The sequence below is a fragment of the Planomicrobium sp. CPCC 101079 genome (assembly GCF_007859275.1).
In the GTDB taxonomy this organism is placed as follows: domain Bacteria; phylum Bacillota; class Bacilli; order Bacillales_A; family Planococcaceae; genus Planococcus.
In genome coordinates this window covers 328052-353911 of sequence record NZ_VOHC01000024.1, presented here as the reverse complement: position 1 = coordinate 353911, position 25860 = coordinate 328052, and the positions used below count along the sequence as shown (strand labels likewise).

The 25860-nt window shown below is 43.5% G+C and carries 28 protein-coding genes; 1 reads left to right on the top strand and 27 read right to left on the bottom strand.

The window, feature by feature from the left end; genetic code table 11:
* Window positions 1-96: 96 nt before the first annotated feature.
* The 6 genes from FQV28_RS11935 to FQV28_RS11910 form a co-directional block, all read right to left on the bottom strand.
* Window positions 97-1188 carry a D-alanyl-D-alanine carboxypeptidase family protein gene (locus FQV28_RS11935; protein WP_146496725.1) on the bottom strand — a complete coding sequence of 364 codons (1092 nt, stop codon included), beginning with the start codon at window positions 1186-1188 and terminating at the stop codon, window positions 97-99.
* 113 nt (window positions 1189-1301) lie between these two features.
* Complete coding sequence (locus FQV28_RS11930; RefSeq protein ID WP_146496724.1) at window positions 1302-1697, bottom strand: hypothetical protein; 396 nt, start codon at window positions 1695-1697, stop codon at window positions 1302-1304.
* Window positions 1698-1934: 237 nt separating this feature from the next.
* Window positions 1935-3635 (bottom strand): glycerol-3-phosphate dehydrogenase/oxidase, encoded by a 1701-nt coding sequence (locus FQV28_RS11925; RefSeq protein ID WP_146496723.1) that lies wholly within the window; start codon window positions 3633-3635, stop codon window positions 1935-1937.
* Window positions 3636-3758: 123 nt separating this feature from the next.
* Complete coding sequence (gene glpK, locus FQV28_RS11920) at window positions 3759-5270, bottom strand: glycerol kinase GlpK (RefSeq protein WP_146496722.1); 1512 nt, start codon at window positions 5268-5270, stop codon at window positions 3759-3761.
* Between the two features lie 15 nt (window positions 5271-5285).
* Complete coding sequence (locus FQV28_RS11915) at window positions 5286-6095, bottom strand: MIP/aquaporin family protein (protein ID WP_146496721.1); 810 nt, start codon at window positions 6093-6095, stop codon at window positions 5286-5288.
* 184 nt (window positions 6096-6279) lie between these two features.
* Window positions 6280-6825 carry a glycerol-3-phosphate responsive antiterminator gene (locus tag FQV28_RS11910; protein ID WP_146496720.1) on the bottom strand — a complete coding sequence of 182 codons (546 nt, stop codon included), beginning with the start codon at window positions 6823-6825 and terminating at the stop codon, window positions 6280-6282.
* A gap of 192 nt (window positions 6826-7017) precedes the next feature.
* On the opposite strand from FQV28_RS11910, the gene FQV28_RS11905 reads away from it, so the two are divergent.
* On the top strand, window positions 7018-8640 hold the full coding sequence (locus tag FQV28_RS11905) for an aryl-sulfate sulfotransferase (RefSeq protein WP_186763861.1): 1623 nt from the start codon (window positions 7018-7020) through the stop codon (window positions 8638-8640).
* A 120-nt stretch (window positions 8641-8760) separates the two neighbouring features.
* Here the strand turns inward: FQV28_RS11905 and FQV28_RS11900 are convergent, their stop codons facing one another.
* The 21 genes from FQV28_RS11900 to FQV28_RS11800 form a co-directional block, all read right to left on the bottom strand.
* Window positions 8761-9249, bottom strand: coding sequence for a VanZ family protein (locus FQV28_RS11900; RefSeq protein WP_146496718.1), 489 nt, complete (start codon window positions 9247-9249; stop codon window positions 8761-8763).
* Between the two features lie 185 nt (window positions 9250-9434).
* On the bottom strand, window positions 9435-9986 hold the full coding sequence (locus FQV28_RS11895; RefSeq protein WP_370455129.1) for a DUF2179 domain-containing protein: 552 nt from the start codon (window positions 9984-9986) through the stop codon (window positions 9435-9437).
* A gap of 440 nt (window positions 9987-10426) precedes the next feature.
* The gene (locus FQV28_RS11890; protein ID WP_146496717.1) at window positions 10427-10774 is read right to left on the bottom strand and encodes a PilZ domain-containing protein; all 348 of its coding nucleotides are present in this window, start codon (window positions 10772-10774) and stop codon (window positions 10427-10429) included.
* A gap of 76 nt (window positions 10775-10850) precedes the next feature.
* Complete coding sequence (locus FQV28_RS11885) at window positions 10851-11204, bottom strand: PilZ domain-containing protein (protein WP_146496716.1); 354 nt, start codon at window positions 11202-11204, stop codon at window positions 10851-10853.
* Window positions 11205-11235: 31 nt separating this feature from the next.
* Window positions 11236-11682: a YaaR family protein gene (locus FQV28_RS11880; RefSeq protein WP_255472918.1), complete on the bottom strand. Its 447-nt coding sequence runs from the start codon at window positions 11680-11682 to the stop codon at window positions 11236-11238.
* Window positions 11683-11688: 6 nt separating this feature from the next.
* A complete protein-coding gene (locus FQV28_RS11875; RefSeq protein WP_255472917.1) occupies window positions 11689-12174 on the bottom strand; it encodes a DUF6115 domain-containing protein in 486 nt (161 codons plus the stop codon).
* A gap of 26 nt (window positions 12175-12200) precedes the next feature.
* Window positions 12201-12998 carry a FliA/WhiG family RNA polymerase sigma factor gene (locus tag FQV28_RS11870; RefSeq protein ID WP_146496714.1) on the bottom strand — a complete coding sequence of 266 codons (798 nt, stop codon included), beginning with the start codon at window positions 12996-12998 and terminating at the stop codon, window positions 12201-12203.
* Between the two features lie 21 nt (window positions 12999-13019).
* Window positions 13020-13877: a MinD/ParA family protein gene (locus tag FQV28_RS11865; protein ID WP_146496713.1), complete on the bottom strand. Its 858-nt coding sequence runs from the start codon at window positions 13875-13877 to the stop codon at window positions 13020-13022.
* Window positions 13870-15027, bottom strand: coding sequence for a flagellar biosynthesis GTPase FlhF (flhF, locus tag FQV28_RS11860; RefSeq protein ID WP_146496712.1), 1158 nt, complete (start codon window positions 15025-15027; stop codon window positions 13870-13872). Before flhF ends, FQV28_RS11865 begins: the two co-directional genes overlap by 8 nt.
* Entirely contained in the window at window positions 15027-17081 is a 2055-nt protein-coding gene (flhA, locus tag FQV28_RS11855; RefSeq protein WP_146496711.1) for a flagellar biosynthesis protein FlhA, read from the bottom strand. The genes flhF and flhA overlap by 1 nt, the downstream gene beginning before the upstream one ends.
* A gap of 22 nt (window positions 17082-17103) precedes the next feature.
* Window positions 17104-18198, bottom strand: a complete 1095-nt coding sequence (gene flhB / locus FQV28_RS11850; RefSeq protein WP_146496710.1) for a flagellar biosynthesis protein FlhB — start codon at window positions 18196-18198, stop codon at window positions 17104-17106.
* On the bottom strand, window positions 18199-18978 hold the full coding sequence (gene fliR, locus FQV28_RS11845) for a flagellar biosynthetic protein FliR (protein ID WP_146496755.1): 780 nt from the start codon (window positions 18976-18978) through the stop codon (window positions 18199-18201).
* A gap of 10 nt (window positions 18979-18988) precedes the next feature.
* Window positions 18989-19258 carry a flagellar biosynthesis protein FliQ gene (gene fliQ, locus FQV28_RS11840; RefSeq protein ID WP_146496709.1) on the bottom strand — a complete coding sequence of 90 codons (270 nt, stop codon included), beginning with the start codon at window positions 19256-19258 and terminating at the stop codon, window positions 18989-18991.
* A gap of 17 nt (window positions 19259-19275) precedes the next feature.
* Window positions 19276-19965 (bottom strand): flagellar type III secretion system pore protein FliP, encoded by a 690-nt coding sequence (gene fliP, locus FQV28_RS11835; protein WP_146496708.1) that lies wholly within the window; start codon window positions 19963-19965, stop codon window positions 19276-19278.
* Window positions 19962-20612 (bottom strand): flagellar biosynthetic protein FliO, encoded by a 651-nt coding sequence (locus tag FQV28_RS11830; protein WP_255472916.1) that lies wholly within the window; start codon window positions 20610-20612, stop codon window positions 19962-19964. Before FQV28_RS11830 ends, fliP begins: the two co-directional genes overlap by 4 nt.
* A 26-nt stretch (window positions 20613-20638) precedes the next feature.
* Entirely contained in the window at window positions 20639-21697 is a 1059-nt protein-coding gene (gene fliY, locus FQV28_RS11825) for a flagellar motor switch phosphatase FliY (RefSeq protein ID WP_146496707.1), read from the bottom strand.
* Window positions 21687-22676, bottom strand: a complete 990-nt coding sequence (gene fliM, locus FQV28_RS11820) for a flagellar motor switch protein FliM (RefSeq protein ID WP_146496706.1) — start codon at window positions 22674-22676, stop codon at window positions 21687-21689. Before fliM ends, fliY begins: the two co-directional genes overlap by 11 nt.
* Before the next feature lie 14 nt (window positions 22677-22690).
* On the bottom strand, window positions 22691-22906 hold the full coding sequence (locus FQV28_RS11815) for a flagellar FlbD family protein (protein WP_146496705.1): 216 nt from the start codon (window positions 22904-22906) through the stop codon (window positions 22691-22693).
* 50 nt (window positions 22907-22956) lie between these two features.
* Window positions 22957-23736, bottom strand: coding sequence for a flagellar basal-body rod protein FlgF (gene flgF / locus FQV28_RS11810; RefSeq protein WP_146496704.1), 780 nt, complete (start codon window positions 23734-23736; stop codon window positions 22957-22959).
* A gap of 282 nt (window positions 23737-24018) precedes the next feature.
* Window positions 24019-24453 (bottom strand): flagellar hook assembly protein FlgD, encoded by a 435-nt coding sequence (gene flgD / locus FQV28_RS11805; RefSeq protein ID WP_146496703.1) that lies wholly within the window; start codon window positions 24451-24453, stop codon window positions 24019-24021.
* Between the two features lie 17 nt (window positions 24454-24470).
* Window positions 24471-25859: a flagellar hook-length control protein FliK gene (locus FQV28_RS11800; RefSeq protein WP_146496702.1), complete on the bottom strand. Its 1389-nt coding sequence runs from the start codon at window positions 25857-25859 to the stop codon at window positions 24471-24473.
* Window position 25860 lies beyond the last annotated feature (1 nt).

Genomic DNA, 25860 nt, shown 5'->3' with positions numbered 1-25860 from the left:
TAAAATTTTTCGATGGTATTTTCTAAAAAACCCCCGAAAAATAGACTGATTGGAAATCAGCCATTATTCGGAGGCGATTGTTTGATAACATCAATTTTATTCTACTAAGAGATACTCCTCCAACGTCTTTCCGCTCGCTTTTACTTTGGCAGCAAGCGCAGATCCGACATATCGGTAATGCCAAGGCTCATATTGATAACCTGTCACCTTTTCTTGCCCTTTCGGATAACGCAGGATAAAACCGTAAGTATGGGCATTTTTACGAAGCCACTTGCCTTCTTCTGTTTCGCCAAACGATTCCTTTAGCCATTGAGTTTGATCAACTCCGCCAAAATCAAAAGCGAGTCCAGATTGGTGTTCACTATGGCCTGGCCGTGCACTAAACTTTTCAGCTTCCGCTTTGCCGTATTTTGAAGAATAATTTGCAAAAAGTGTCGCTTGGCGCGAATAGCTGCGGAATGTGCTGAACGGGTTCAAAGAGATTCCTTGCTGCTTGGCAGCAGCAACCATTGCATCAGCGCCTTTTTGCGCTGTCGCATCAATGCCTGGATTATAGCTGGACGGAAGTCCGTAGAGCTTATTGACAAGCAATACGCCATTTACATACGTTCCGGTTTTCTTTATTGATGGAGCTGGAAAGCTTTCCGGTTTACTTGAAGAAGCTTTTTTCAAATATGCGGCGTTTACAAAACCGGTATGTTTGCCCGTTTTCACTTTATACCAAGAATTGGTCTTGCTAATATAACTGACAATTGTTCCTTTCGGAAGAACCGCCAAAATTTGATCGGATATGGAAGCGCCAGAACGCATATTGACGTTTCCTGTGGCAGCATATTGTACTGCACGCGGGGTATCCACAACTTTTACGATTTTGCTTTTACTTTTGTTTTTCGCCGCATCAACCGCATAAACTTTGATGTTAGCGCCGATTTTTTGCTTCGCTATAGCGATTGAAAATTGGCCGTTTTGCGCCTTCGCTTCTCCAATTTTATCGTTCCCGACAAATGCATAAATTTTCGCTTTTGATTCCGCTTTTCCAGTAATGATTATAGCTGTGTCGGATACTGCATCAACAACCGGCGTAGCAGGCGGAATTGTGTCATTCTCCGCTAACGTGTGTTCCCCCGGCAATTGTATCGCTAGTAAAAGACTTAGCAATAGGGCGGCCATCCATTTTCTGTTTTTCATCTTCCCACTCCTTTAGCTTGCAACTAATATTTACTAAAGGAACAGAGTAACATGAAAAATCCTAAAAACACCATTTGTAATAAAAACTTAATATCCCTTTTTATCTTTTCATTTTAAAAAGGCAAGTCTTTCGTATGGTCTTGATGCGCCAACTCTTCCTGCTCTTCCAAAAATTCACTGAAATGCTCCCACATGTGATATTTATAAGCTGGCGTATCATGGGACTCCAGCTTTTCTGCAGAAGCAAACAATTCAGCCATGAACTTGCCAAAAGAATCCGGCCGGGCTTCATGATCCCATATCGTTGTAAAGTTCTTGCTGTAAGTCACGCGGTTGAAATTGCCAAAGATATGCGTCAGTGTTCCGACTAAAGAGCGCACCTTGGCTACATCAGGTGTTTCTTTAAAGTGATTATGGCTATAGACGGTCCCATTCCCGTCCAGCAAGCGCACGCTAAAATCACTTTCGTATTCCTCCAGCACTAATATAAGTTCCTTTTTACCGCCCATATCTTCACTCACTTTCTCTCATTAATGTAACAACTTTGCTATACGAAAAATTCTTCCCAATTGGATGAATTCGCTGTTTTTTTCAAAACTCCTTTTTGCCAAGCTTTTGTCTTTCATCCAAGGAGGAAGTTTCAATCAGGCGCTTCTCTGTTAAATTCCGCCTGAACTTTACAATTCCACTCAAAAAACAGCCCTGCGAATACAGGGCTGTTGCATTTTCTATCCTATCCACTTAGGTTAACCTAACTTCCGTTCCTTTTCGATACCTTCCCATTTTCCTCCTATATCTACCGGATGCGTCGCTTCATATAATAAGCCATCCAACTCGTTCGCATAAGCGGAGGCCTGATCATTTGACCAACCAAAAACAGCCGCCATATATGCAATTACAGCTTTTTTCCATGCGTATACCCAATCGATTTCAAATAGCACCGCGCCTGTACGGCGGACAAAAAAATCGGCCGGCTTGTATGCCGCTTCAAATTCAATGGCATAGCGAAGCATTGCATACACTAACGGATCAAGCCCCGCTTGTTTCGCAGCGTCTCTTTCTACAACGAAAAAGTGCAAGACATGGTCAACATTCGCCCCGTAACGGCCCGTCAACATTTGTGCAGTCGATTTGTTCAGGCCAAGAGCCAGTGCTTGTTTTTCACGGTCGGCCCGGAACTGTTGGAATCCTTTTGATCCGCCAACTTCCCCACCGGATATCGGCATATGTTTTGTCGAACTTTGCGGGAACGTACGTCCTTCTTTGCCTGCGAGTTGCTCGGCTACCAAATCGGCGATGCTTTCACCCATTTTACGGTAGCCTGTCAGTTTACCTCCCGCAATGGAAATCAATCCTGAATTTGAAACAAAGATTTCATCTTTCCGGGAAATCTCGGACGGATCCTTGCCTTCTTCGTGAATAAGCGGGCGAAGGCCTGCCCAGCTCGATTCAATGTCTTTTTCCGTAATACGCACTTCCGGGAACATGAAATCGATCGCTTTCAAGACATAATCGCGGTCTTCCTTCGTAATCGTCGGATGGGCAATGTCTTGTTTGTAAACGGTGTCCGTTGTACCCACATAGACTTTATTGGCACGCGGAATAGCAAATGCCATTCGGCCATCTGGCATATCAAAGTAAATTGCCTGCTTCAGCGGGAACCGTTTGCCGTCAAACACCAAGTGGATGCCTTTTGTCAGCTGCAGGGTTTTCCCTTGCTTTGAATGGTCTTTGTCGCGAAGCGTATCAACCCATGGCCCTGCTGCATTGACGATTTTTTTCGCATAGATGTCATGAACCGAACCATCAATCTGATCTTCTACCCGAATGCCGATAACTTGGCTTCCGTTATAGATAAATTCGAGCACTTTTGCGTAATTCAACGCAAGAGCCCCTTTTTCGATTGCCTTCTTCATGACTTCAATAGTTAGGCGTGCATCGTCGGTTTTGTACTCGACATAATAACCCGCGCCCTTAATTCCATTTTTTTTCAATAGCGGTTCCCGTTCTAACGCTTCTTCTTTATTCAGCATTTTTCGGCGCTCTTCCCGTTTTACGCCCGCTAAAAAGTCATAAACGCGAAGCCCGATGTTTGTGCTGAATGGCCCGAACGTGCCTCCTTTATAGAAAGGCAGCAGCATCCATTCCGGCGTCGTCACATGTGGCCCGTTTTCATAAACGATTTCACGTTCTTTTCCGACCTCCGCCACAATTTTCACTTCAAACTGTTTCAAATAGCGAAGCCCGCCGTGGACAAGTTTCGTCGATCGGCTGCTTGTACCCGCCGCAAAATCCTGCATTTCAATGACAGCTGTACGGATTCCGCGGGCGGCTGCATCCAGTGCAATCCCAGCACCTGTAATTCCTCCTCCGATCACCAATAAATCAAGATGTGTTTTTTTCATTTCTCCATAGGTTTCCTTGCGGTTTAAACTTGAAAATTTCACTTTAACATCTCTCCTTTTATGTTTTTGCAAACAAAAAAGAGACCAAGGCACAGTTGCAGAATTTCTCTGCTAAACTGGCTTGGTCTCTCGAATTCTCCGGCCAACATATATTAACTTGTAAAATTACAGATTAGATTTCGCTTTTTTAAAGCTTCTCGTTGATTGTACCGCACGTTGCCAGCCCTCGTAAAGCTCTTCGCTCGTATCAGTATCCATTTGGCGGTTGAAGGTTTTTTCGACTTTCCATTGCTGGGCAATTTCTTCTTTGTCTTTCCAGAAACCGACTGCCAGTCCTGCAAGATAAGCAGCGCCTAGTGCTGTTGTCTCCTGGACGCTTGGGCGCTCCACCGGGACGTCCAAAATATCACTTTGGAATTGCATAAGCATATTGTTCGCCACGACTCCTCCATCAACGCGCAACGTCTTCAGTTCAATGCCTGCGTCTTTGATCATCACATCAACCACGTCTTTTGTCTGGTAAGCAAGTGATTCGAGCGTTGCGCGGACGAAATGCGCTTTTGTCGTCCCGCGCGTTAAACCGAACACTGCGCCTCTCGCGTCGGTATCCCAATAAGGCGTGCCCAGTCCGACAAATGCCGGCACCATGTAAACTCCTTCCGTCGAATCAACAGAAGCGGCGTAAACTTCGCTTTCCGGCGCGCTATTGATTATCTGCAGACCGTCTCGCAGCCACTGGATTGCAGAACCAGCTACGAAAATGCTGCCTTCAAGTGCGTATTCCACTTTGCCGTCGATTCCCCAGGCAAGCGTCGTCAGCAAGCCATGGTCGGATTGTACGCTTTGTTCGCCGGTGTTCATCAGCATAAAACAACCTGTGCCATAGGTGTTTTTCGCCATGCCTTTTTCAAAGCACGCCTGGCCGAAAAGCGCAGCTTGCTGGTCGCCTGCGATGCCAGCAATCGGCACTTCATGGCCGAAGAAATGATAGTTGATTGTATGAGCGTAAATTTCAGAAGACTGTTTCACTTCAGGCAGCATGCTTTTAGGAACTGTCAAAATCTCCAGCAGTTCATCGTCCCATGCCAAGTCGAAAATATTGTACATCAACGTCCGCGAAGCATTGCTGTAATCCGTGATGTGCTTTTCGCCGCCTGATAGTTTATAGACGAGCCAGGAATCAATTGTCCCAAACATCAAATCGCCATTATCTGCTTTTTCACGTGCGCCTTCGACATTGTCCAAAATCCATTTTACTTTCGTGCCTGAGAAATAAGCATCAATGAGCAGCCCCGTCTTATTGCGGAACGTCGCTTCATGCCCTTGTTCTTTTAGTTCCTTGCAGATGTCATCCGTTTGGCGTGATTGCCAAACGATGGCTTTATAAACCGGCTTGCCGGTCGTCCGGTCCCATACGACCGCCGTTTCCCGTTGGTTGGTAATGCCAATGCCGGCAACTTCACTTGGATCCACATCCGCTTTCCGAAGCACTTCTGCAATACAGGCAAGGACCGATGTCCAAATTTCATTGGCGTCATGCTCTACCCATCCTGGTTTCGGGAAAAATTGCTGGAACTCCTGCTGCCCTGTTTCCACGACTTCCCCTTTGTGGTTAAACAGCATTGCACGTGAACTCGTTGTTCCTTGGTCGATTGATAAAATGTATTTTTTGCTCACTTGGCTTCCTCCCAACTAATTATGTACTATTTGATTTCTTTTTAATTCTACACTTGCCGCTCCAAATAAGACCAGTGCGAGCACTGCACTTAACAGCCAAAAAATTGCACCAAATTCTCCAGTGAAGACCGCTTTATAGAAAACAGCTCCATAAATCCCGCCAAATGCCGGCCCGACAATCGGCACCCACGCATATCTCCATTGGGAATCGCCTTTACCGGGGATGGGCAGCAGTGCATGCGCAATACGCGGCCCTAGGTCACGCGCCGGATTGATGGCATAACCGGTCGTTCCGCCAAGGGACATGCCAATAGCAACGATCAAAGCCCCGACGATCAAAGGATTCAGACCTTCTGTAAATTGGTTTGCGCCGATGAACATCAAGCCCATGACCAGAACCGCCGTTCCGATGATTTCACTGACTAAATTGGAAAACGGCCGTTCAACTGCCGGAATTGTGGCAAAAACCCCTAGTTTTGTTGCTCGGTCTTTTGTCCGTTCCCAGTGCGGCAAGTAATTGAAAAACACCAGTATTGCCCCGATTATCGCACCTGAAATTTGCGCAGCAATGTAAACCGGAACTTTTGCCCACGGAAACTCTCCTACAGCGGCAAAACCAAGTGTCACTGCCGGATTTAAATGCGCACCGGAAAAGTTGCCAACGGCATAAACCCCCATCGTTACAGCCAATCCCCAAGCGATGGTAATGACCGCCCAACCGCTATTTTCTGCTTTTGAATCCTTTAAGACCACACCGGCGACTACACCCGCGCCAAAAATGATCAAAATCATGGTACCGATTAATTCCGCTAAAAACTCGGTCATCTTACCGCCTTCTTTCCTTTCCGTCTATTCTGCCGGGACCAACAAAAAACCCACACCGAATGACGCACTCCTCTTCCTGAGGGTGTCCATTGCAGTGTGGGTCTCCATTTCTCCGACACAGTTCTTAACTTGTAGAACCAACTTATCACAATTATGAAAACGCTGTCAACTAAAAGTTATGTTCCTATAATACCCATAGTTCCGGCTGTGAAGTCGAAATAGCCACAGCTCCGCCGTCATAAGCAAGCTGAACATCTTCTTCTGTCCGGATCAAGCCGCCTGCGATGACCGGAATGCCCGTTTTTTCATGCACTTCCTTAATAACGCTTGGGATGATGCCCGGCAGAATCTCGATATAATCAGGTCTCACTTGGTTGATCAAGCTGATGTTGTGCTCAAGCGCTTGGCTGTCGAGCAAGAACAAGCGCTGAATCGTCAACAGCTGGTTTTTCTTTGCAAGCGCAATCACATTGCTGCGCGTTGAAACAATACCGTCCGGCTTGATATCCTGTACTAAAAATTCAAAACCGTACGCATCCGTCTTCAAGCCTTGAATCAAATCAACGTGCAAAATGACTTTCTTCTTCGCTTTCTTGGCTGCTTTGACAAATGCTTTCAGCTGAGCCAGTCGAATCTCCAAAAAGATGATATATTCATGTCCGCTGTCGAGCAGCCGTTCAAATTCTTTCATATTCCGCAATACTGGCAATACGCCTTTCAACTCACTCATTATTCTATGCCTCCAAATTTTTCATTGTTCCTATTAAAGTTTATTATCCTCATAAAACAAAATAGAATCAATGATTACTCCCCGGCCCTTTGCCCCTTATTTGATTTAATGTAATTTTTTTGATAAAGTGGTGAATGGTTTTAACAATACGCTACATATTTAGAAATTTTACTATACATGGAGGAGAATGAATTGAAGTGTGAAAAGTTTATGGCTTGGATTTTTGTATTAATCTTTGCCATTATATTAGCCGGCTGTTCGGCAGAAGCAGAACCAGCAGCCAACGAAAATTTGGGAAAACTTACTGTTCCAGTAGAAACAATTTCATTGGACAAAAGCGATGAGAATTTTTCCTACTATGATTTAACGGTACAGGAAGAGTTGCAACAACAGCTGAACGGATTGAAAGAAAAGAAAAACTATACGTTCAAAGAGCCTCTGCTTGTAATGAATCCCTATGGCACCAACACAACGGGATTGTATCTTTATTTTGAAGAAGAAAGTTCAAGTTCCCTTTCTTATACTGTCTCCGTCGACGGAAGCTCCGATTTCACAAAAACCGCAAAAGATGCGAACAAAGATGAAACACAAGCGGAATACCAATTGATCGGCCTTGTTCCCGGTGAAGAAAATAACGTATCTTTTACTTACAAGCAAGAAGACGGTTCCACAATGATATATGAGTTTACCGTAACAGCACCGAAATCACAGTCGGGCTACCCGATTGAGATGGTACAAACTGAAAAAGCAGAAGATGCCGAGTTATCCGATGGTTTGTTTTATACACTTGGGACAGACGGTTATGCCGGCTATTCCTATGTCTTCGACAATGAAGGTACAATGCGGGCCGAACTGATTACAGAAGATTACCGGACAGACAGAATGGTCTTCTATGAGGAAACACTCATTACAGCCATTACCGATTCAATGTTAGCCCGGATAGACAGCCTCGGGAAAATCGTCGATATTTATCAATTAGAGGGCTTTAACCTGCACCATGACATCGCCTTGAATGAAAACGGCCAATTGATCGTATTGGCCACCGACCAAGCGAAGAATAGTGTGGAGGATGTTGTGTTAAGCTTGGATTTAGAGACCGGCGAGTACAAAAAACTGCTGGACTTTGACGATCTTATGGGAAGCTATAAAGAAATGACCGCTCCCGTTTCCGATGAAAAAAGCAGCACATGGGACTGGCTGCATTACAACTCCATCGATTTGGCCGGACAAGATTCGATGATTCTGAGTTCCCGTGAAACGTCAGCCATCATGAAAATCAGCGGCATCTACGACAATCCCGCTATCGATTACTTGATCGGCAATGAAGGCGTTTGGGCTGGAACGGAATTCGAAGATAAACTGTTAACCAAATCCGGGGACTTCGAAGGCCAGTCCGGGCAGCATTCAGTCACTTATTTGGAAGATGACAGCCTGCCCGAAGGACAATATTATTTATATATGTTCAACAACAATTACTGGTGGTATTTGAGCCGCCCCGATTACGATGGGCCAACCAATGCCAAGGCGAGCCTGGCCAGGGAAGCGAACGAGGAAGACCATTCGCAATTCTACAAATATCTGGTCGATGAAAAAGCAGGAACCTACCAGCTTGTCCAGCAGTTTGACGTCCCTTATTCGTCAATCGTCAGCAGTGCCCAAATTTATGGCGATTCCATCATTATTGATAGCGGCGTATCGAAAATTCTTGGAGAATACGATACCGAAGGCAATCTGCTTGCCCAATTTCCCTACGAAGCCGATCGCTTTACATACCGTATTTTCAAAGATACATTTGAAGGCTATTGGTTTGAATAAAATAAAAATGCCCGTTGAATCTTTCTCAGATTCAACGGGTTTTTTCATCCTATTAAAGAAACTTAAACTGCCAACCCAAAAAAGCCGGTTTCCAAAGGGCGGCTGTTAATGGGAATTTTTCTAGGTCTGCCGCGTGATTTCTTTCCAACTTTTATTATGCTTTTTCCTTGTCTGGAGCCAATTGACCAATAAATACAATGCAATTCCAACAAAGGCTCCGGAGCTGTCAATGAAGACGTCCTTTACTTCTCCACTTCTGCCAGGAATCAAAAGCTGATGCAATTCATCCGACACGGCATACAACACACAAATCGCTAAGGCACTCACAATACTTCGGTAAGTCAGGACTCCGCTTTTTGCCAAAGCGTTAATCGTTAACGCCCCCAAGATCAAATAAATTGTGAAATGTGCGTTCTTGCGGACAATATGGTGCAGCGAGTCCCAATGTTCCCCGATCTCGGGGATGATTTTTTCTGCTGCCTTCAAGACAATTTCCGTCACTCCGGAACTTAGCTCACTTGAATCGGTTGCAGGCTGGTTGGAAAACAGAAAAATGGCGCCCATCCAAAGGAAGACCGCAAGCCAAGAAATTAGCTTTGATTTAATCATTAGAATGTTGATCCTTTTCTATTTTATTTATCACGAAAACATAGCTACTATTATAGCATGACTTGATCCGTTCTATTGATGGCAAAAGTTCTCTTCTGTAAAGCATCTGATGTTAGCATTGAAGGGTTTTCATAAAAAAACCGCAGCGATATTTCACTGCGGGCTTTCGGCATCTATCCCATTATTTATGAATTGAACAACCGGCCGCGTCTTATCGTCCGGATCCAAAATCCACCATGTATGGTCTTTGAATCATTCGCTACCACAAACGCTTGAGGCTCCAACTCTTTAATGGTCTGATATAATTTGAGTTCGTGTTTTTTCGGCGTCAATATCTGCAGAGAACGGCGCTTGCCTTCGTGCCCGTTCGTTTCCCAATCCGTGACGCCATAGCCTTTTTCCCTCAGCTGCTTGGATAAACGGTCTGAGTTCTCCGGCGAGACAACAGTAGCTGTCACATAGCCTAAGGTCAATTTGTCTTCGATTACCGATCCAACAATGATTCCTGCCCCAAATCCGGCTGCGTACGAAATCAGGTTTTGTATTTCTGAAATATTCTCGAGCACCAGCCCTAACCCCAAAATATTAATAATGACTTCAAGCACAGACAAAGCGGCGGCGAAATACCGATAGCCTTTCATCATCAAAATCATTCGCACAGTCGATAACGTCACATAGACGATACTGATCATAAAAATGATGACCACTAATACAATAGGATTTAAACCCAAAATCAAAAACCTTCTTCCTTTTGAATATTTTCTCTTTCTGATTTATCGGTTTTCCCGTATGAAAGAGCATATAAACGTCTGTATTCCTCATTTTATATTCTTTAAACATGCGTAATTCTCTTTACATACTTAGTCTTCAAAAACCTTTTTCCAAACCATCTTCCATCCAACCTTATGCAGAACTATACGAGAAACCACCTCTCTGAGTTACTGGACGCCTTCTATATTTTATATTGTTCCGCGGAACATTCTTTATTGTCCTTTATTTTCCCACGAGCGAAGGATATATAAACAAATATTTTTGTATAATATTAACAATAAATTTTCTCGAATAAAAAAACAGTCAACAACAATTCATGTCGTTAACTGCTTTATTATAAACAAATTACTTTTTTAGTTTCTTTTTAAAAAGTATTATCTTCTGTATATATTGCCAATATATTTTCTTAATCTATATAGGATTTTCGCTGACGAATTAAATAATGATTTAATTCCTTGAACAGCACCGTGTAAGTTTCCATATCGATATTAAACTCCACACCATACTCGGTTTCCCCGTTATTAGTCCCTTTGCGGACAATTATGCCTCCAACCAAGAACGAACTATTTAAAAACTTAAACCGGCACTCTAAATTCGTCTGCAGCGGCATATCAAAAGATGATAGGAATCTTAATCCTTTTGCGCTTAAATCATAAATTTTTACAGCTATATACTCATTCTCGGGGACTAAGATTTCTCCTTCTAAAGCATTATTAAAGTTTACTCGAAAAAATTCCCGACGGTTCTGGCTCACTCAATTTCCCCCTACATTCCAATAAAATGTTTTCTCTTTATTAGAACGCTACATACTTAATTGTAGATTCTCTTTTTTACACTTCTTCCAAAGTGCCTTTACGCTTGCGAATTTGATAATAATTCAGTTGCTTGAACAATTCGGAGAAAGTGACCGGATCCTGTTTAAGTATTACACCATAGTCAATACCCTTTCGCTCTGGAGATTTCCGGACAATAGAACCCTTCATTTTAAAAGAGCAATCCAATATGGAGAAACTGCACATCAAATCTTTATGCAAAGGGAGGTCGACATCAGAAGAAAAACGTAATCCTTTTACACTAACATCGTGAATTTCTATCTGAAACGGGTCTTTATTGAGGATACTTACTTCACCCTCTAAAGGCTTATTGAATCGCACCCGAAAGAATTCTCTTTGATTGTTATCCAATTCTCTTCTCCTCCCTAGCCATTATTTGTGCTTACATATAAAGATTAATAAGAAGCCCTTTAATTTCCCCGATCAATTCAAGCAAATCAATGCTATCTTTTTCATTGGCCAATACTTCATCCTGTAGTTCCAAAAGCTTTTTATCAATTACCTCTATCAGTTGGTGAGTCTTCATACCACCACCTGAATGAAAGCTTTGCTTTTCGGATAATTGCAGACCAGAGTTCAACGCTTCTCCGATAAATTGCTTTACCAGCTTTTTGTAATCCCTTAAATTTTCAAGTGTTTTCTGTTTCGCCAACTTTTGTCCTTGGATATCTACCCGTGAAATCAATTGATTTAAGGCATCGTGCTGCATTTTCACCTGTGATTTCCGGATGACATTCGCAAAAGAATCAGCTAATCTGTTTTCGGCCATGTTTTTTTGTACCCGATCGTTTGGAATAGGTATCGGTCTATCAATACGCAAAGAGGGCACCTCATTTTAATTTTGATAACTTTTCTTTCTACTGTATAAATTGACTGCGAGTTCTACTTTCCCCTGTTCCAGTTGCAGAACTTTGGCGATTTGCTTAGCGGAAAAGCCTTGTTTATATAATTGTGCAATTTTTTCTTGCTCTTGCATCGAATGATCAACTTTTTCTTCTTTGCCTCCGCTAACCTTATCCTCTGGGACAAATGTTTGAGAAGCTGGAGAAACAGCAGATAATTCGCCTAACTTTTCTTCTAAGTTTCTAATTTTTTGTTCTAATCCGCTTTCTTTTACTTTAATATAATTTACCAAATTATGATAGAGCTCGTCGTTTTCTTTTTCCAATTTAGCAACAAAATCTTCCATACTTTGGCTAAGCGCTTCAGACTCTTCAATCATCTGTTGGCGCTGCTGCTTTATCTCGGTCATTCCAACAAATGATTTGATACTAATATAAATTGCCAGTATAAGCAAAATCGCCACTAACAGCCATTCCATAAAAATCACCTTTGCCTTTTTCGAATTCAGGATATGCTATGTTCATGAATTGCCTGCATTGCCGCGTTTAGCCTCAGCATTGCTTTTGAATGCAACTGGGAGACCCGCGAAACGCTGACGCTTAGAACTTCAGCTATTTCAGTCAGTTTCAATTCTTCGAAATAGCAAAGAGAAACGACCAGCTTTTCTTTTTCAGGCAAACCTTCAATTGCTTGAGTCAATGCCGCTTTCGTAACTTGTTCGGTAACATGCTTTTCCGGAGAAGCCGCTTTAGTGTCTTCTATCATATGGTATTTTCCTGCCGGTTCATTGTCGTCGTAAGCTGTTTCATCTATGGACACCATTGCAGACAATGCAGCTTCAGAGACCGTTTTGTTCAACTCCGCTTTTGTGATGCCAAGGTATGCGCTGACTTCTTCATCAGTAACGGAAGAGTTGTTTTGCTGCTCGAGCACTGTGTAAGCTTTTTCGATTTTCTTTACTTTGTCGCGGACGGAACGCGGCAGCCAATCGCTATGCCGCAGCCCGTCTATAATTGCCCCTTTTATGCGCCAAGTTGCGTAAGTTTCAAACTTCAAATCCCGCTGGATATTGAATTTTTCGAGTGCATCTAGCAAGCCTTCGTACGCCAAACTCCGTATATCGTCTTTATCCACCGACTTAGGAAGACTGATCATAAAACGATCGATCAAGAAATCGACCAGCGGCAAGTATTGCCGGACCAAATAATCACCTGCAACAGGATCCCGGCCGTTTTGCCAATCTTCCCAGTACCTTTTTTCGTGTGTCGACAATTTACTGTTCAATCCCTTTTTCACCACCATTTATTTGATAAAGCGCACGTGTCACTTAAACAGCATTTTCAACAAAAATCCTTTGAGGCCCAATTTATAAGGCATCGGGATTTCAAGATATTCACTGGCCAGCTTTTGGATTGCCTTGGATGCATGAGTTCCGGGATACGCCAGCAAAAATGGAGTTTGCTTTTTTACCGCAGCTGGGATATTGGCGTCGCTTGGGATATAACCTAATGTCCCAACTTGTTTTTCCAAAAACTGTTCCGTTACTTTTCTGAAGTTTTCAGCAGTCTGAATTCCTTCTTTTTCGTTCGTGCATTGATTGACAACCAATTTCATATGAACGTTTTGATTTTTCGCATGGACCATCTTCACAACAGAATAAGCATCCGTTATGGATGTCGGTTCCGGCGTCGTCACTAATATCACATCATCTGCCGCTAATATGAAACGCAAATTTTCATAAGATAAACCTGCGCCAGTATCTAAAATAATGTAATCCACCAAGCCTTGAATCTGGCTCAATTCTTTAAAAAATTTGGTCAGCTTCGACTCATCCATCTGAAACAAATCATTGAAACCAGTTCCTCCGGAGATGAACAGCAGGCCATTCGGCCCTTCTTCAATGATGTCCCATATCGCCAAGTCTTTTTCTAACATTGTGGCAATAGATTCTTCAGGTGAGCGTCCAAGCAGCACATCAATATTGGCAAAACCCAAGTCCACATCAAAAATCAATACTTTTTTGTTTTGTTCAACAAGGCCGAGCGCAAAGTTCAAAGCGAAATTCGATTTTCCCACTCCGCCTTTGCCGCTAGTGACAGCCAATATGCGCGTTTGTCTCCGCTCTTTTTTGACTTTTTTCTGCATAACTCTATCTCTTAATTGTTTTGCTTGATCAACCATTCTCATCTTCCCCTAATACGAAGTTTGCGATCAATTCTGGAGTTACGGTTAAAATATCGTCTGGAACGTTTTGTCCATTGGCGATGTGGCGTATCGGGATCGAGTAATGATAAATCAAATTCAAAATGGCGCCAGCTGAACTCGTCTCATCTTTTTTCGTCAAAAGCAGCTGGTCCATTTGAATGGTTTGAAAATTATCAATGATTTTTCTCATATCCTCGTATTTTGAAGTAAGGCTCAATACTAAATTGATCTGAATTTTGTTTTTATCCGGAAGCATCGCTTCCAAGTCATCGATATATTGCTTCTGCTGGTAGTTGCGTCCGGCCGTATCCATCAAGATAATGTCACAGCCATCGAGTTCCCTAATCGCTTTGAGGACATCCGCTGAGGACTCAGCCACTTGGACCGGAATGTTCAGAATGCTGGCATATGTCTTCAATTGCTCGACCGCTGCAATCCGATACGTATCAGAAGTGATCAAGCCGACTTTTTTGTCTTCCCGCAGCATAAGATCCGCAGCTATTTTGGCAATTGTCGTCGTCTTGCCGACTCCTGTAGGGCCAATAAAGCAGATAATGTCCGGATCTTTGTCGATTGGCATTCTTTGGTGCTCTTTCACCAAATTCAAGATTTCAATGCGTGCCAAATCCTCTATCTCTTTCTCAGTAGCCTTTGGCTGGTCGCCTATTGCAAGGATCAATTTTGCATATAAATCAGACTGTATTTCCGATGCAATTTCTTGTTGGTGAAAGCGCCGGTTCAACGGTTTTAACGCTTCCGGCAAACGGTCCTCGCCAATCACCTGCATCATGACCTTTTTGATGTTTTTCAATTCGTTAATCATGTCGACATTTGCTTTGTCCTGATTTTGTTTAGGCGCTTTTTCGGCAAACGCAGTTTCTTCTATAGGCTCTTTTTTCTTCAATGGCAGGCTCGCCGGCTTTTTTTCTTTTGCCGGCGTTTTCTGTTCCGCCTGCTGGCTTTCAACAGCCGCAATCACTTCCAGTTTCTCTTTTTTAAAGAAACCAAGGAAACCGCCCGTCTTGATTTTTTTCGTGTTCAAGATCATGGCATCTGCCCCTAAATCGCGTTTGATCATTGGAATCGCTTCAGTCATATTCTGGACAATATAAGTTTTTAATCTCATTACGTACTAACCACCCCGCCAATATTAACCACTCCAACACTTTGAATCTCGACTTCCGGCTCCAATTCGTTGTAAGACAGCACTGGAAGGTCCGGTGCAAAACGCTCGATAAACTGCCGCATATACATGCGGATTGCCGGTGAAGTCAGCAAGATCGGCTGGATGCCGGTTTGCTGCAGCTGCGCGGCCTGCTCTGAAATCCGCTGGAAAATCTGCTGCGAAGATTCTGGATCAATCGACAAATAACTGCCTTGGTCTGACCGATGCACGGAATCAGCGAATTTTTTCTCAAGGCTTGCACCTGCGGTAATTACTTGAAGCGGTTCTCTTGCCGTCGCATACTGCAGCGTAATCTGCCTTGATAACGCTTGGCGGACATACTCAGTCAAGACATCCGGATCTTTTGTGTGGACTGAATAATCGGCCAAGGTTTCTAAAATTAACAGCAAATTCCGGATAGAAACCTTTTCTTTCAACAACTTCATCAATACTTTTTGAACTTCACCAATTGCCATCATGTTCGGAATCAATTCTTCGACAACTGCCGGTGAACTTTCCCGAATATTTTCAATCAATGCTTTCACTTCTTGGCGTCCAATCAGTTCATGCGCATGGCGCTTAATGACTTCAGTCAAGTGAGTTGACACAACGGATGGGGGATCGACAATGGCATAACCCGACATTTCCGCTTCTTCTTTCATCTCTTCGTTGACCCAGAGAGCCGGCATGCCGAATGCCGGTTCCACGGTTGCGATGCCTTCTATTGTTTCGTCGTCGATTCCAGGGCTCATCGCCAAATAATGATCCAGCAGAATTTCCCCGGAAGCAACGCGGTTGCCTTTGATCTTAATCACATACTCATTCGGCTGCAGCTGGATATTATCGCGGATCCTGATAACCGGAACGACAATACCCAGTTCAATGGCACATTGCCGCCGGATCATGATGACCCGGTCCAGCAAATCGCCGCCTTGGTTTTTGTCGGCAATCGGGATCAAGCCATAGCCGAACTCAAACTCGATAGCGTCTACGTGCAACAAGTCGATGACGCTTTCCGGGCTTTTCATCTCTTCAAGCTCTTTTCCTTCTACCGAAACCTCTTTGTCTTCTTTTTCTTCCGCTTTCAAGTTCTGCTGCATCTTGAATCCGCCAAATGCGACAATTCCGGCTATCGGCAAAACTAAGAACGGGCTTAAAGGGGTGAAGATGGCAAACAGCGTCAGTGTTCCTGCGACGATATAAAGCAGTTTTGGATGGGCAAAGAGTTGTTTTGTGATATCCGAGCCCAAATTTCCTTCAGATGCTGCGCGCGTAACCACGATGCCCGCGGCGGTTGAAATCAGCAATGCCGGAATCTGGCTTACTAAGCCGTCACCGATCGACATAAGCGTAAAGAGCTGTGCCGCTTCTGCAAATGGCATGCCATGGACAACCATCCCGATGATCAAACCGCCAATAATATTAATCAGCACAATAATGATTCCGGCAATCGCATCTCCTTTAACAAACTTACTGGCACCATCCATGGCACCGTAGAAGTCCGCTTCCTGGCCGACTTTCTCACGGCGCTTTTTCGCTTCCTGGTCGGAAATCATACCGGCTCCAAGGTCGGCGTCAATGCTCATTTGTTTCCCGGGCATTGAGTCGAGTGTAAAGCGCGCCGCCACTTCGGCAACTCGTTCAGACCCTTTCGTAATGACCAAGAATTGAATAATGACTAATATCAGAAAGACTAAAATTCCGATGATCGGGCTGCCGCCGACTACGAACTGGCCAAATGTCTCTACAACTTCTCCTCCGGTCCGGTTTGACAAGATGGATCGTGTCGTTGAAACGTTCAATCCTAGCCTGAATAACGTGGTGAGCAATAACAGCGTCGGAAAAATCGAGAATTCCAATGCTTCTTTCGTATTCATCGCAACGAGAATAATCGTCAAAGAAATACTGAGGTTAATCATGATCAATATGTCCAACAACATTGGCGGAAGCGGAATGACCATCATTACGACAATCATGATGACGGATACTAAGATAACAAAATCTTTGGCTTTCAATGAATTTCCTCCTGCGATGGCTCTATTTGATCTTGCCTTTTAATCGGTAAATATATGCTAAAACCTCGGCTACCGCCAAAAATAACTCTTCGGGGACCGTATCCCCTACCTCTACTTGTGCATAAAGGGCGCGGGCGAGCGGTTTGTTTTCCATGATCACAATGCCGTGTTCTTTGGCTTTTTCTTTGATTTTCAACGCCAGATGATCTTTCCCCATTGCGATGACCGTGGGAGCTTCCATGGTTTCTGCATCATATTTGATGGCGACTGCATAATGCGTCGGGTTGGTGATCAGGACATCTGCATTCGGCAAATCCTGGATCATGCGGTTCATGCTCATCTGCCGCTGCTGCTCTCTTATCTTTGATTTGATCAGCGGATCACCTTCCGCTTTTTTCATCTCATCCCGAATGTCTTGTTTGGACATCCGGATTCCTTTTTCAAATTCATACTTTTGGTAGATAAAATCTAAAATTGCTAAAACTAATAAGATAACGGCGGCAACTGTGACCAGTTGCGCGGTGAGGCCCCCTAAAAACGCCAACGAATAACCTAGGCTTTTTTGAGACAACAAGAACAGTTCATCTTTTTGAGACCATAAAACTAAAAAAGCAGCAGTGCCGATAATGGCGATTTTCAATAAAGATTTCAGTAGTTCTACAAGTGCCCGGATCGCAAAAATTCTTTTTGCACCTTGTATCGGATCGATCCGCTCCAGTTTTGCCATTAGCGGTTCTGTCGTGAACATTACGCCTACTTGTAAATAGTTCCCCAGAGCGCCTAACACTACTGCCGCTACCATCAGCGGCGCAACAACTTTAACAGCGCTAAATGTCATTTGTTCGAATAACGTACGGATACTGTCTGGCGTCAATTCCCAAGAAATATATTCGGTGAAGTTGATGCGATAAATCGACAATATTTGATCGAGCATCCAACCGCCAAAAACGCTGAGCAGTAAAATTCCGCCTAGTAAGATGAACGCGGCGGGAACTTCTGCACTTTTTGCGACTTGCCCTTTCCGTTTTGACTCCTGCCGTTTTTGCGGTGTCGCTTTTTCGGTTTTCTCGCCCGAGAAAAACTGCAAATCCAATGCGAGTGGATATCTTTTTTCCACCTATGCCCCTCCTAATAAGCTGATCAGTTCGGCCATGCTGACAATGATGTTTTCAAATAATATATGCAATAAGTAAAAGAAAATCGGCATGGACACTAACAACAAGATGAATCCGACAAAAATTTTCAACGGAAGCCCTACAGCGAAAATGTTGAGTTGAGGCACAGTTTTAGCTAAGATACCAAGCGCAATATCGATCAAAAACAACGCACCGACTATTGGCAAAGCAATCTGCAAAGCGATTAAAAACATTTCAATAAATAAATGTGTGATAAATTGGGCGACATCTTCTATGCCAACTGCGAAGGCAATCGATTCTACCGGAAAGACATGTATGCTGCGCATTACACCATCCAACATCAAATGATGGCCATTGACTGTTAATAAGAATAATGTGGCCAGCATATATTTGAAGTGGCCGATAATCGGCACTTGGCTTCCTGTCTGAGGATCCATGACGCTAGCGATAGAAAAACCCATTTGGAAATCGATAAATGCTCCCGCAATTTGTATGGTGTACAAGACTAGTGCTGCTGTAAATCCAAGAGACAACCCTATTGCCAATTCCTTGATGATTAACAAAATGTAAAAACTGTCTAAACTAATCGGCACTTCTGCCGATATACTAGTAAAGGCGATAAACGCGATAAAAACGCCAAGGCCGATTTTAAATTGGTTGGGTACGCCCTTTATCGAGAAAATTGGAGCCATGATAAAAAAACTGGTGAACCGGACAAATATCAACAATACATATGGAAAGGTTTCAAGAATCAGATTCATCATCCAGCCACTATCCGATTAGCTGCGGAAGTTGTTGGAATAAATTTCTTGTGTAATCCAAAAGAATTGTCAACATCCATGGACCAAAGATGATGATCGATAAAAACACCGCTAAAATTTTAGGCACAAATGCCAAAGTTTGTTCTTGAATTTGTGTCATGGCCTGAAAAATACTGACAAGCAACCCTACTCCTAACGCAATCAGAAGCATTGGCGCTGATAAAATCAGAATTGTATAGATTGATTGTTCAGCCAGTTTTAATACCATATCTGGAGTCATGTTGTTCTTCCCTTCAATTAAAAGCTGACAAGCAGCGATTCGATTATTAAATACCAGCCGTCCACCAGGACAAACAATAGAATTTTGAACGGCAGGGAAATCATGACCGGCGGAAGCATCATCATCCCCATTGCCATGAGCGTGCTTGCCACGACCATATCAATGACCAGAAAAGGAATAAAAATAACAAATCCGATTTGGAATGCGGTTTTCAATTCACTGATGGCAAACGCTGGGACCAATGAAGTGAATGGAATCGCTTCAATGCTCTCCGGCTTTTCAAGGCCAGCGTATTTGAAAAACAGCGCCAAGTCTTTTTCGCGTGTATGCTCTGCCATAAATTCCTTAATCGGAAGAGAAGCCGCATCCAATGCTTCTTGCTGACCTGTTTCTCCGTCTAGATAAGGCTGGAGAGCAGTTTCATTGATTTCGTTCATGACCGGCGACATGATAAAAAACGTTAAGAATAATGCGAGTCCGACCAAAACTTGGTTTGGCGGCATCGATTGCGTACCGAGCCCTGTACGGACAAAAGAGAGCACGATGACGATGCGCGTAAAGCTGGTCACCATGATCAAAATAGCCGGAGCCAGCGAAAGTATGGTCAATAAGGCAAAAAGCTGTAAAGTTGTTGAGACATCCCCTGGTGCATCGCTGCCAAAATCGACACCTGGAATGTTAATGGATAGCAAAAGTTCCGGCATCATGATGAACTACCTTCTTTGTTCTCGTCTTTTTTCAACTCTTTGTCGATCTGTTGCTGTTTTATCTTTTGTTTGGTCAAGCTCTGGCTGAACAATTGCTCAAATCCTGATTTCTGCTCATGTGTCTTGCGATTGTTCACTTTGTCCTTCATAAAGCTGACTACAGGATTTGAAAGAAGGGTCGGCTGGTTATCCAACTCTTTTTCAATGCCGCTGATTTCATCGGCATCCGTAAATTCCTTGATCAGTGTCACTTGATCGCCGACACCTACCATATATATCTGGCCTCCGACTTTGACAAGCTGAAGTGACTTGTTATTGCCGAGCGGCGTCCCGCCCATCAGCTTCACCGCCTGGTTCGGCTGCAGCTTTTTCTGGCGCAGCGCCAAAAACTTGATGAGTCCATAAATCATCACCAGGATGAGCAGCGTGTACAAGATGAGCTTGCCGATGATGACCGTCAAACTTTTGTCTTCAGTCACTACCGCTTCTTTTGGTTGTTCTGTTTCATTTACTTTTGTGTTCTTATCGTCTTCCACCCAGTCAGCCACATTTGTATCCTCTGCTTGCGCAAGGAGTGGTGCTGAAAACGCGAAAAACGAAAAGAACAAAAGCATTATCATAGCGTATTTTAAAATTTTTTGGCTCACACTCGGTAAACTCCTTACTAAACGCATTACCGCAATTTTGAAATGCGGTCTGCTGTGCTGATAATATCGGTTACGCGGACGCCAAAGTTTTCATCGATGACAACCACTTCTCCTACCGCAATCAGTTTATTATTGATTAAAATATCAACAGGTTCTCCTGCCAGCTTGTCGAGCTCAATAATAGATCCTTGAGAAACCCCCAGAATCTCTTTCACCATTCTTTTTGTCCGCCCTAATTCCACTGTTACTTGAAGTGGTATGTCGAGCAGCATGTTTAAATTATTCGGCTCTGCTTGTATTGCAGTGGTTTCATCAAAACTCGAAAATTGTACACTTTGGATATTTGGAGCTGAACTTGTGTCCTGTGTATTGCTTGATTGGTTGTTCGATTGGAATTCCATACTTTGTATCTCCTCCAGGTTTTCTTCGATCATCGTATCGGTTAGAATGCTTACTATATGCTGTGCCAACCGAATCGGTATATACAGGCAGAAACTGACAGTTAAACCAGTACCGATTTGCATTTGGAAATCCGCTTCAACAAACCATTCTTCTTTCGTGAAATTGCCAACTTGGAAATCTTCTTGGTTATCAATAACGTCCATTCCGGAAAGCGAATAGGCAACTTCTACTTCCAAAACAGTTGACATCGAGCGGGATGCCGAAGCAAACATTTGCTGGACCATTTGCTGAATCACTTCAAATTGCTTTTCCATATTCCCTGCTTCTATTATCGGATCAATCAGTTGTGTAATCGTTTCGACACTTTTTTTGCTGATTGATAAAAACTGGATTCCTTTAATATCCCCTGTATGTTCACCTAAAATTACGTAAAAAGGCGTTTCGCCATTTTTCATCAAAGCGTCTTTTGGCATAACTGCAAGACTCGGAGTCATTATGTTCACTTGCTCCGAAAACATCAAAGAAAGGTCAGCGGATGAACTTCCTAAGGATACGGCAAGCAATTCTGTTATGGCTTCTTGTTCTAGAGTGGTCAAAGAATTTTTGGCTGTCTTTTCACCAGCCGAATGTTGTCTGCCTAGTAATCCGTTAATTTCGTCTGGAGATAATTTTTCAGTTGTCATCAAATTCTTCTCCTTCTCCATGAACGTCGGTGATTTGGACCGCTATTTTCCCTTTTGAAACCCCTGGCTGCGCAAAAAACTTCTGCTTATCATCAACCATGATGGTTATCGGATCGGTATAGGATTCATTTAACCGAATGACGTCACCGCTTTTCAAATTCAAAAAGTCTCCAATTTCAATTACAGATTTCCCTAAGACTGCCGTAACATCCAGTTTTGTTCCTTGCAATTTTTTCTCTAGTGCTTCCACTTCGTGATTCTCAATAATCTTTTTCTGGTTTGCCAGCCAATGGCGGGCAGATAGTTTTGGCAATACTTGTTCCAATCCGACGTGTGTCAAACAAATATTAATTGCTCCCTCGACATCTCCGATCTTTGCAATCAAAGAAATCAAAATTACGGTTTCGTTGGGAGGAGACATGGTTAAAAATTGAGGATTCACTTCCAATTCTCTTAATTCCGGTGTCAACTTAACAACTGATGACCACGCTTCTTCGAAATTGTTCAAAGCATTGAGAAAAACACGTTGAATCACATTTATTTCTATTTCAGTAAGTTCATTTGTTTTTTGTGTAATGTTCCCTTGACCGCCAAGCAATCTGTCTAACACTACGTAAGAGACTGCCGGAGAAAATTCCATAATCATATTGCCATGCAAGGGCGGGGCTTTAAATACGCCTAGTATTGAGCTTTTTTGTATATTCTGTATAACAGTTTCATATGCATATTCTTCTACCGAATCTACAGAGATCTGGACAAAAGTCCGAAGCTGAGTAGACAGATATGAAGTAAGCAAACGCGCAAAGTTTTCATGTATACGGGTCAGCGTACGGACTTGATCTTGTGAAAAGCGAAGTGCCTTTTTAAAGTCATACGTATGAACTTTTCTTCCAGTCCCATCTCCATCCCTTGTCGTCTCTTCTTTTGCTAATGTTGCAAGAAGAGTATTAATATTTTCTTCAGAAAAAACATCTGCCACAGCATTCTCTCCTCTTATTCTTCTCCATTCGGTTTATGCAGACCAGATAATAGATTTATTTTCCGGTAGTAGTCCGTCACTTTTTCAGAAACTTCTTCAACCGTTTCCAACACATAAACTTTTTTGCCGGATGCCATTGTAATGATTGTATCGGGAGTGGCATCCAACCGTTCGATATATATAGCATTCAATGAAATCTTCGTTCGGTTCAACATCGTCAATTGGATCATGTAAAAGCGGAGAGAGAGAAGAATTCTTCTCTCTCAACTACCCCCTTCTATTATCGTTTCAAGTTAACAACTTCTTGTAAGATTTCGTCAGAAGTAGTGATTGTACGGGAGTTAGCTTGGAAACCGCGTTGGGCGATAATCATTTCCGTAAATTCTTCTGTTAAGTCAACATTTGACATCTCAAGCATACCAGACGCTATTTGTGTATTTCGCGTGGCTGCAGTCCCAGTATTTATACCATCTGGGCTAGCAGAAGCAGTCATTTCATACAACGAACCGCCTACTTTTCGCAAACCTGCTGGATTTTCAGGAGTTGAAATGCCGATAGTTTGGATAGTTTCTTCTGCTCCGTTATCTTCACGCTTGCCGATTACTCTTCCTTGAGGGTCGATTGCAAATGAGGAATACGTATCCATTGGAATGTTAATAGCAACCCCATCGCCATCTAATACGTTATGGCCTTGTGTTGTTACCAAATCGCCATTCGCATCAACGATAAAGTTCCCCGCACGCGTTAAGAATTGATCACCTTGTGCATCTTCTACTACAAAAAATCCGTCGCCTTGAATCGAAAGGTCAGTGCCGACACCTGTTGTCATTGATGAACCGGCAGTATGAACCGTGCTGATTGCAGATGTTTGTGAGCCGAGACCGACTTGCATTGGGTTAACACCGTTGCTCGACATGTTTTGGCTTAATAGATCTTGGAAGTTGATTGTGCTTTTTTTGTAGCCCACTGTGTTGACGTTAGAAATGTTGTTGCCGATCACGTCTAGTTTTGTTTGGAAGCCTTTCATACCTGAAACACCTGAGTACATTGAACGTAACATTTATTTTTCCCCTTTCAAGAACTGTCCTTGGCCCGTTTTGGGTTGGACTGTTTCTTGTTGAATGTGATTGTATGGTTGTAGAAATCGCTCCTGGCGGACGCTTTCCGCGGGCTTGCGCCGAACTAACTCGGGCTAAATGCCCGAGTGGATTTCGGCACTGCGCTTTCCCGCAGGAGTCGCCGCCATCCGCTCTTTCTCTAATTTTCGATTTGTTTATATAAAATAAAATTTTCTTAAATTCAATTAACATATATCAGTTACCAAAAGTAACAAGCAATCACTTCATTGCTTCTCAATACGATTGATCGAACCAAGCGGAACTTTCACATCATTTTCGAGTTCTACTTGCAGTTCACCGTTTTTAAGCGATAGGGCTTTTACTGTGCCTTCTCCGGATTCGAGTTTGCCGTCGACTGTTTGTTCCCAGTAGACGGTGTTACCGATTAGGTCGGCATGGTCGGTTAAGGAGGTGTTGGATTGCGTGCCGATAAATTGGTTCATGGATGTATTTAAATTTGTCAGTTGTTCTAAGCTGCTGAATTGCGCCATTTGGCCAATAAATTCAGTGTCTTTTAACGGTTCTAACGGGTTTTGGTTTTTCATTTGGGTCACGAGAATTTTTAAGAATGCGTCTTTGCCAAGTGCGTTGTCGGTTGCCGTTTTAGCTGGTGCAGCCGACGCTTGGGTGCTGACGGAGTTTGAGCTTGTTACATTCATGGCATTGCCCTTCTTTCTTAGATGGTGTAGTCCACCTTCATCATCGAGCCGTCGTTCGATTGGCGCCGCGTGATTACTGCGGCGTCTTCTTCAAGTTGCTGGTAGCCGTTGCGGTTGCGCGCGTATGCTCCTTGTTTTTGCTGCTGGGAGAAGCGCTGGTCGCGATTTGCGGATTGTTGTCCGAATGATTGCTGGGAGCTTTGCTGGCTGATTTCGATTTTCTCAACCGATATGCCCTGCTGCATCATGGAACTTCTCAACAAACTCGCTTGCTGGTCAAGCGCCTCTTTTGCCGCTAACGTACTGGTGAATATTTGCGCGACAATCTTTCCGTCAATTGACGTCAGCTTGATTTCCATATGGCCAAGATGTTCTGGAAAGATACTGATTTTGATTTGTTTGCTGTCACCTTCCCCGTTCAAACGGAACGAACCTTTCAAGGTTTCGCCCAAGTCTTCGACCAAGTTGGACAAGCGGACAGTCGCTTGTGGAACGATTGCTTCTGGTTTTTGAGGAACTGCCGTTGCTTTCGCTGCTTCTGTTCCGGCTGCAGCCGGTTGGCTTTGTTCAGCTGGAGCTGCAGGCGCCCCAAGTTCTGGCTGTTTCGGCGCAGTTTCCAGTGGTTTTGATGCTGTTTCTTCTGGTGCAGCTTGAACTTCAGCGGCATTTTCTACAGCGGGCATTGCAGGTGGTGTTTGGATTTCTTTTGGCTGGGTTAAGTTGATTGGTTCTTGCTTCAAGCCGGTTACTTGTTTTAGTACTTGTTCCACTTGCTCTACTTGTGCGGCTTTGGTTTTTGTATCGGCTTTTTGCTGGTCGTTATTTAATTCTTTAATTAGGCCAGTCAACTGGCTGACTACTTGTTCCAATTTCTCAACATCCGCCGGAAGACTCGTAGTGCCAGTTTCTTTCACAGAGGCATCTGTCAGTTTTTGCAGAACCTCAACTGCTTCTTCAAGCAATCCTGTTAGCTTCGCTTGATCGAGAGTACTGCTTTGTAATTTTTCGAGAGCCTGAGCAGTCAACATCAATTCTTTTTGTACAGGCTGTTGGATAGTTGGACTTTGTTCCAGGGGATTGGCTTCTATCGCTAATTCCATTTGCTCTTTTGGTGGAGACACTTGCTGCGCCAGCAATCCCATGATCGCTTGAAGCATTTCCTGCTGTTCAGGTGTTAAGTCTTCTTTTGGCAGCTGTTCTAAACTTCCAAGCAGCGAATCCAGTTTCTCCAACAGTTCTTCTTGGCCGTCAGTTGCGGATTGATTTTCTGTTGGTGCAGCTGAAACGGCTCCTAGTAATTGGGCGAAGTCGACTGAGTCACTTTTTGCTGTGGGTGCAGCCGGTTTCGATTCGGTGGCTTTAATTGACTTTAGCGGCGCTGATAAAGAGATTGGCATGGCGTTCATC

Coding starts and splice junctions, on each gene's coding strand:
- FQV28_RS11865 (WP_146496713.1), bottom strand. CDS start 13,877: ATGGTTGATCAAGCAAAACAATTAAGAGATAGAGTTATGCAGAAAAAA.
- FQV28_RS11870 (WP_146496714.1), bottom strand. CDS start 12,998: ATGGTGGTGAAAAAGGGATTGAACAGTAAATTGTCGACACACGAAAAA.
- FQV28_RS11935 (WP_146496725.1), bottom strand. CDS start 1,188: ATGAAAAACAGAAAATGGATGGCCGCCCTATTGCTAAGTCTTTTACTA.
- flgD (WP_146496703.1), bottom strand. CDS start 24,453: ATGAATGTAACAAGCTCAAACTCCGTCAGCACCCAAGCGTCGGCTGCA.
- fliP (WP_146496708.1), bottom strand. CDS start 19,965: ATGATGCCGGAACTTTTGCTATCCATTAACATTCCAGGTGTCGATTTT.
- FQV28_RS11815 (WP_146496705.1), bottom strand. CDS start 22,906: ATGATCCAATTGACGATGTTGAACCGAACGAAGATTTCATTGAATGCT.
- flhF (WP_146496712.1), bottom strand. CDS start 15,027: ATGAGATTAAAAACTTATATTGTCCAGAATATGACTGAAGCGATTCCA.
- fliR (WP_146496755.1), bottom strand. CDS start 18,978: ATGAATCTGATTCTTGAAACCTTTCCATATGTATTGTTGATATTTGTC.
- FQV28_RS11930 (WP_146496724.1), bottom strand. CDS start 1,697: ATGGGCGGTAAAAAGGAACTTATATTAGTGCTGGAGGAATACGAAAGT.
- flgF (WP_146496704.1), bottom strand. CDS start 23,736: ATGTTACGTTCAATGTACTCAGGTGTTTCAGGTATGAAAGGCTTCCAA.
- fliY (WP_146496707.1), bottom strand. CDS start 21,697: ATGACAACTGAAAAATTATCTCCAGACGAAATTAACGGATTACTAGGC.
- fliQ (WP_146496709.1), bottom strand. CDS start 19,258: ATGACTCCAGATATGGTATTAAAACTGGCTGAACAATCAATCTATACA.
- FQV28_RS11900 (WP_146496718.1), bottom strand. CDS start 9,249: ATGATTAAATCAAAGCTAATTTCTTGGCTTGCGGTCTTCCTTTGGATG.
- FQV28_RS11915 (WP_146496721.1), bottom strand. CDS start 6,095: ATGACCGAGTTTTTAGCGGAATTAATCGGTACCATGATTTTGATCATT.
- FQV28_RS11800 (WP_146496702.1), bottom strand. CDS start 25,859: ATGAACGCCATGCCAATCTCTTTATCAGCGCCGCTAAAGTCAATTAAA.
- FQV28_RS11875 (WP_255472917.1), bottom strand. CDS start 12,174: ATGGAATGGCTGTTAGTGGCGATTTTGCTTATACTGGCAATTTATATT.
- FQV28_RS11910 (WP_146496720.1), bottom strand. CDS start 6,825: ATGAGTGAGTTGAAAGGCGTATTGCCAGTATTGCGGAATATGAAAGAA.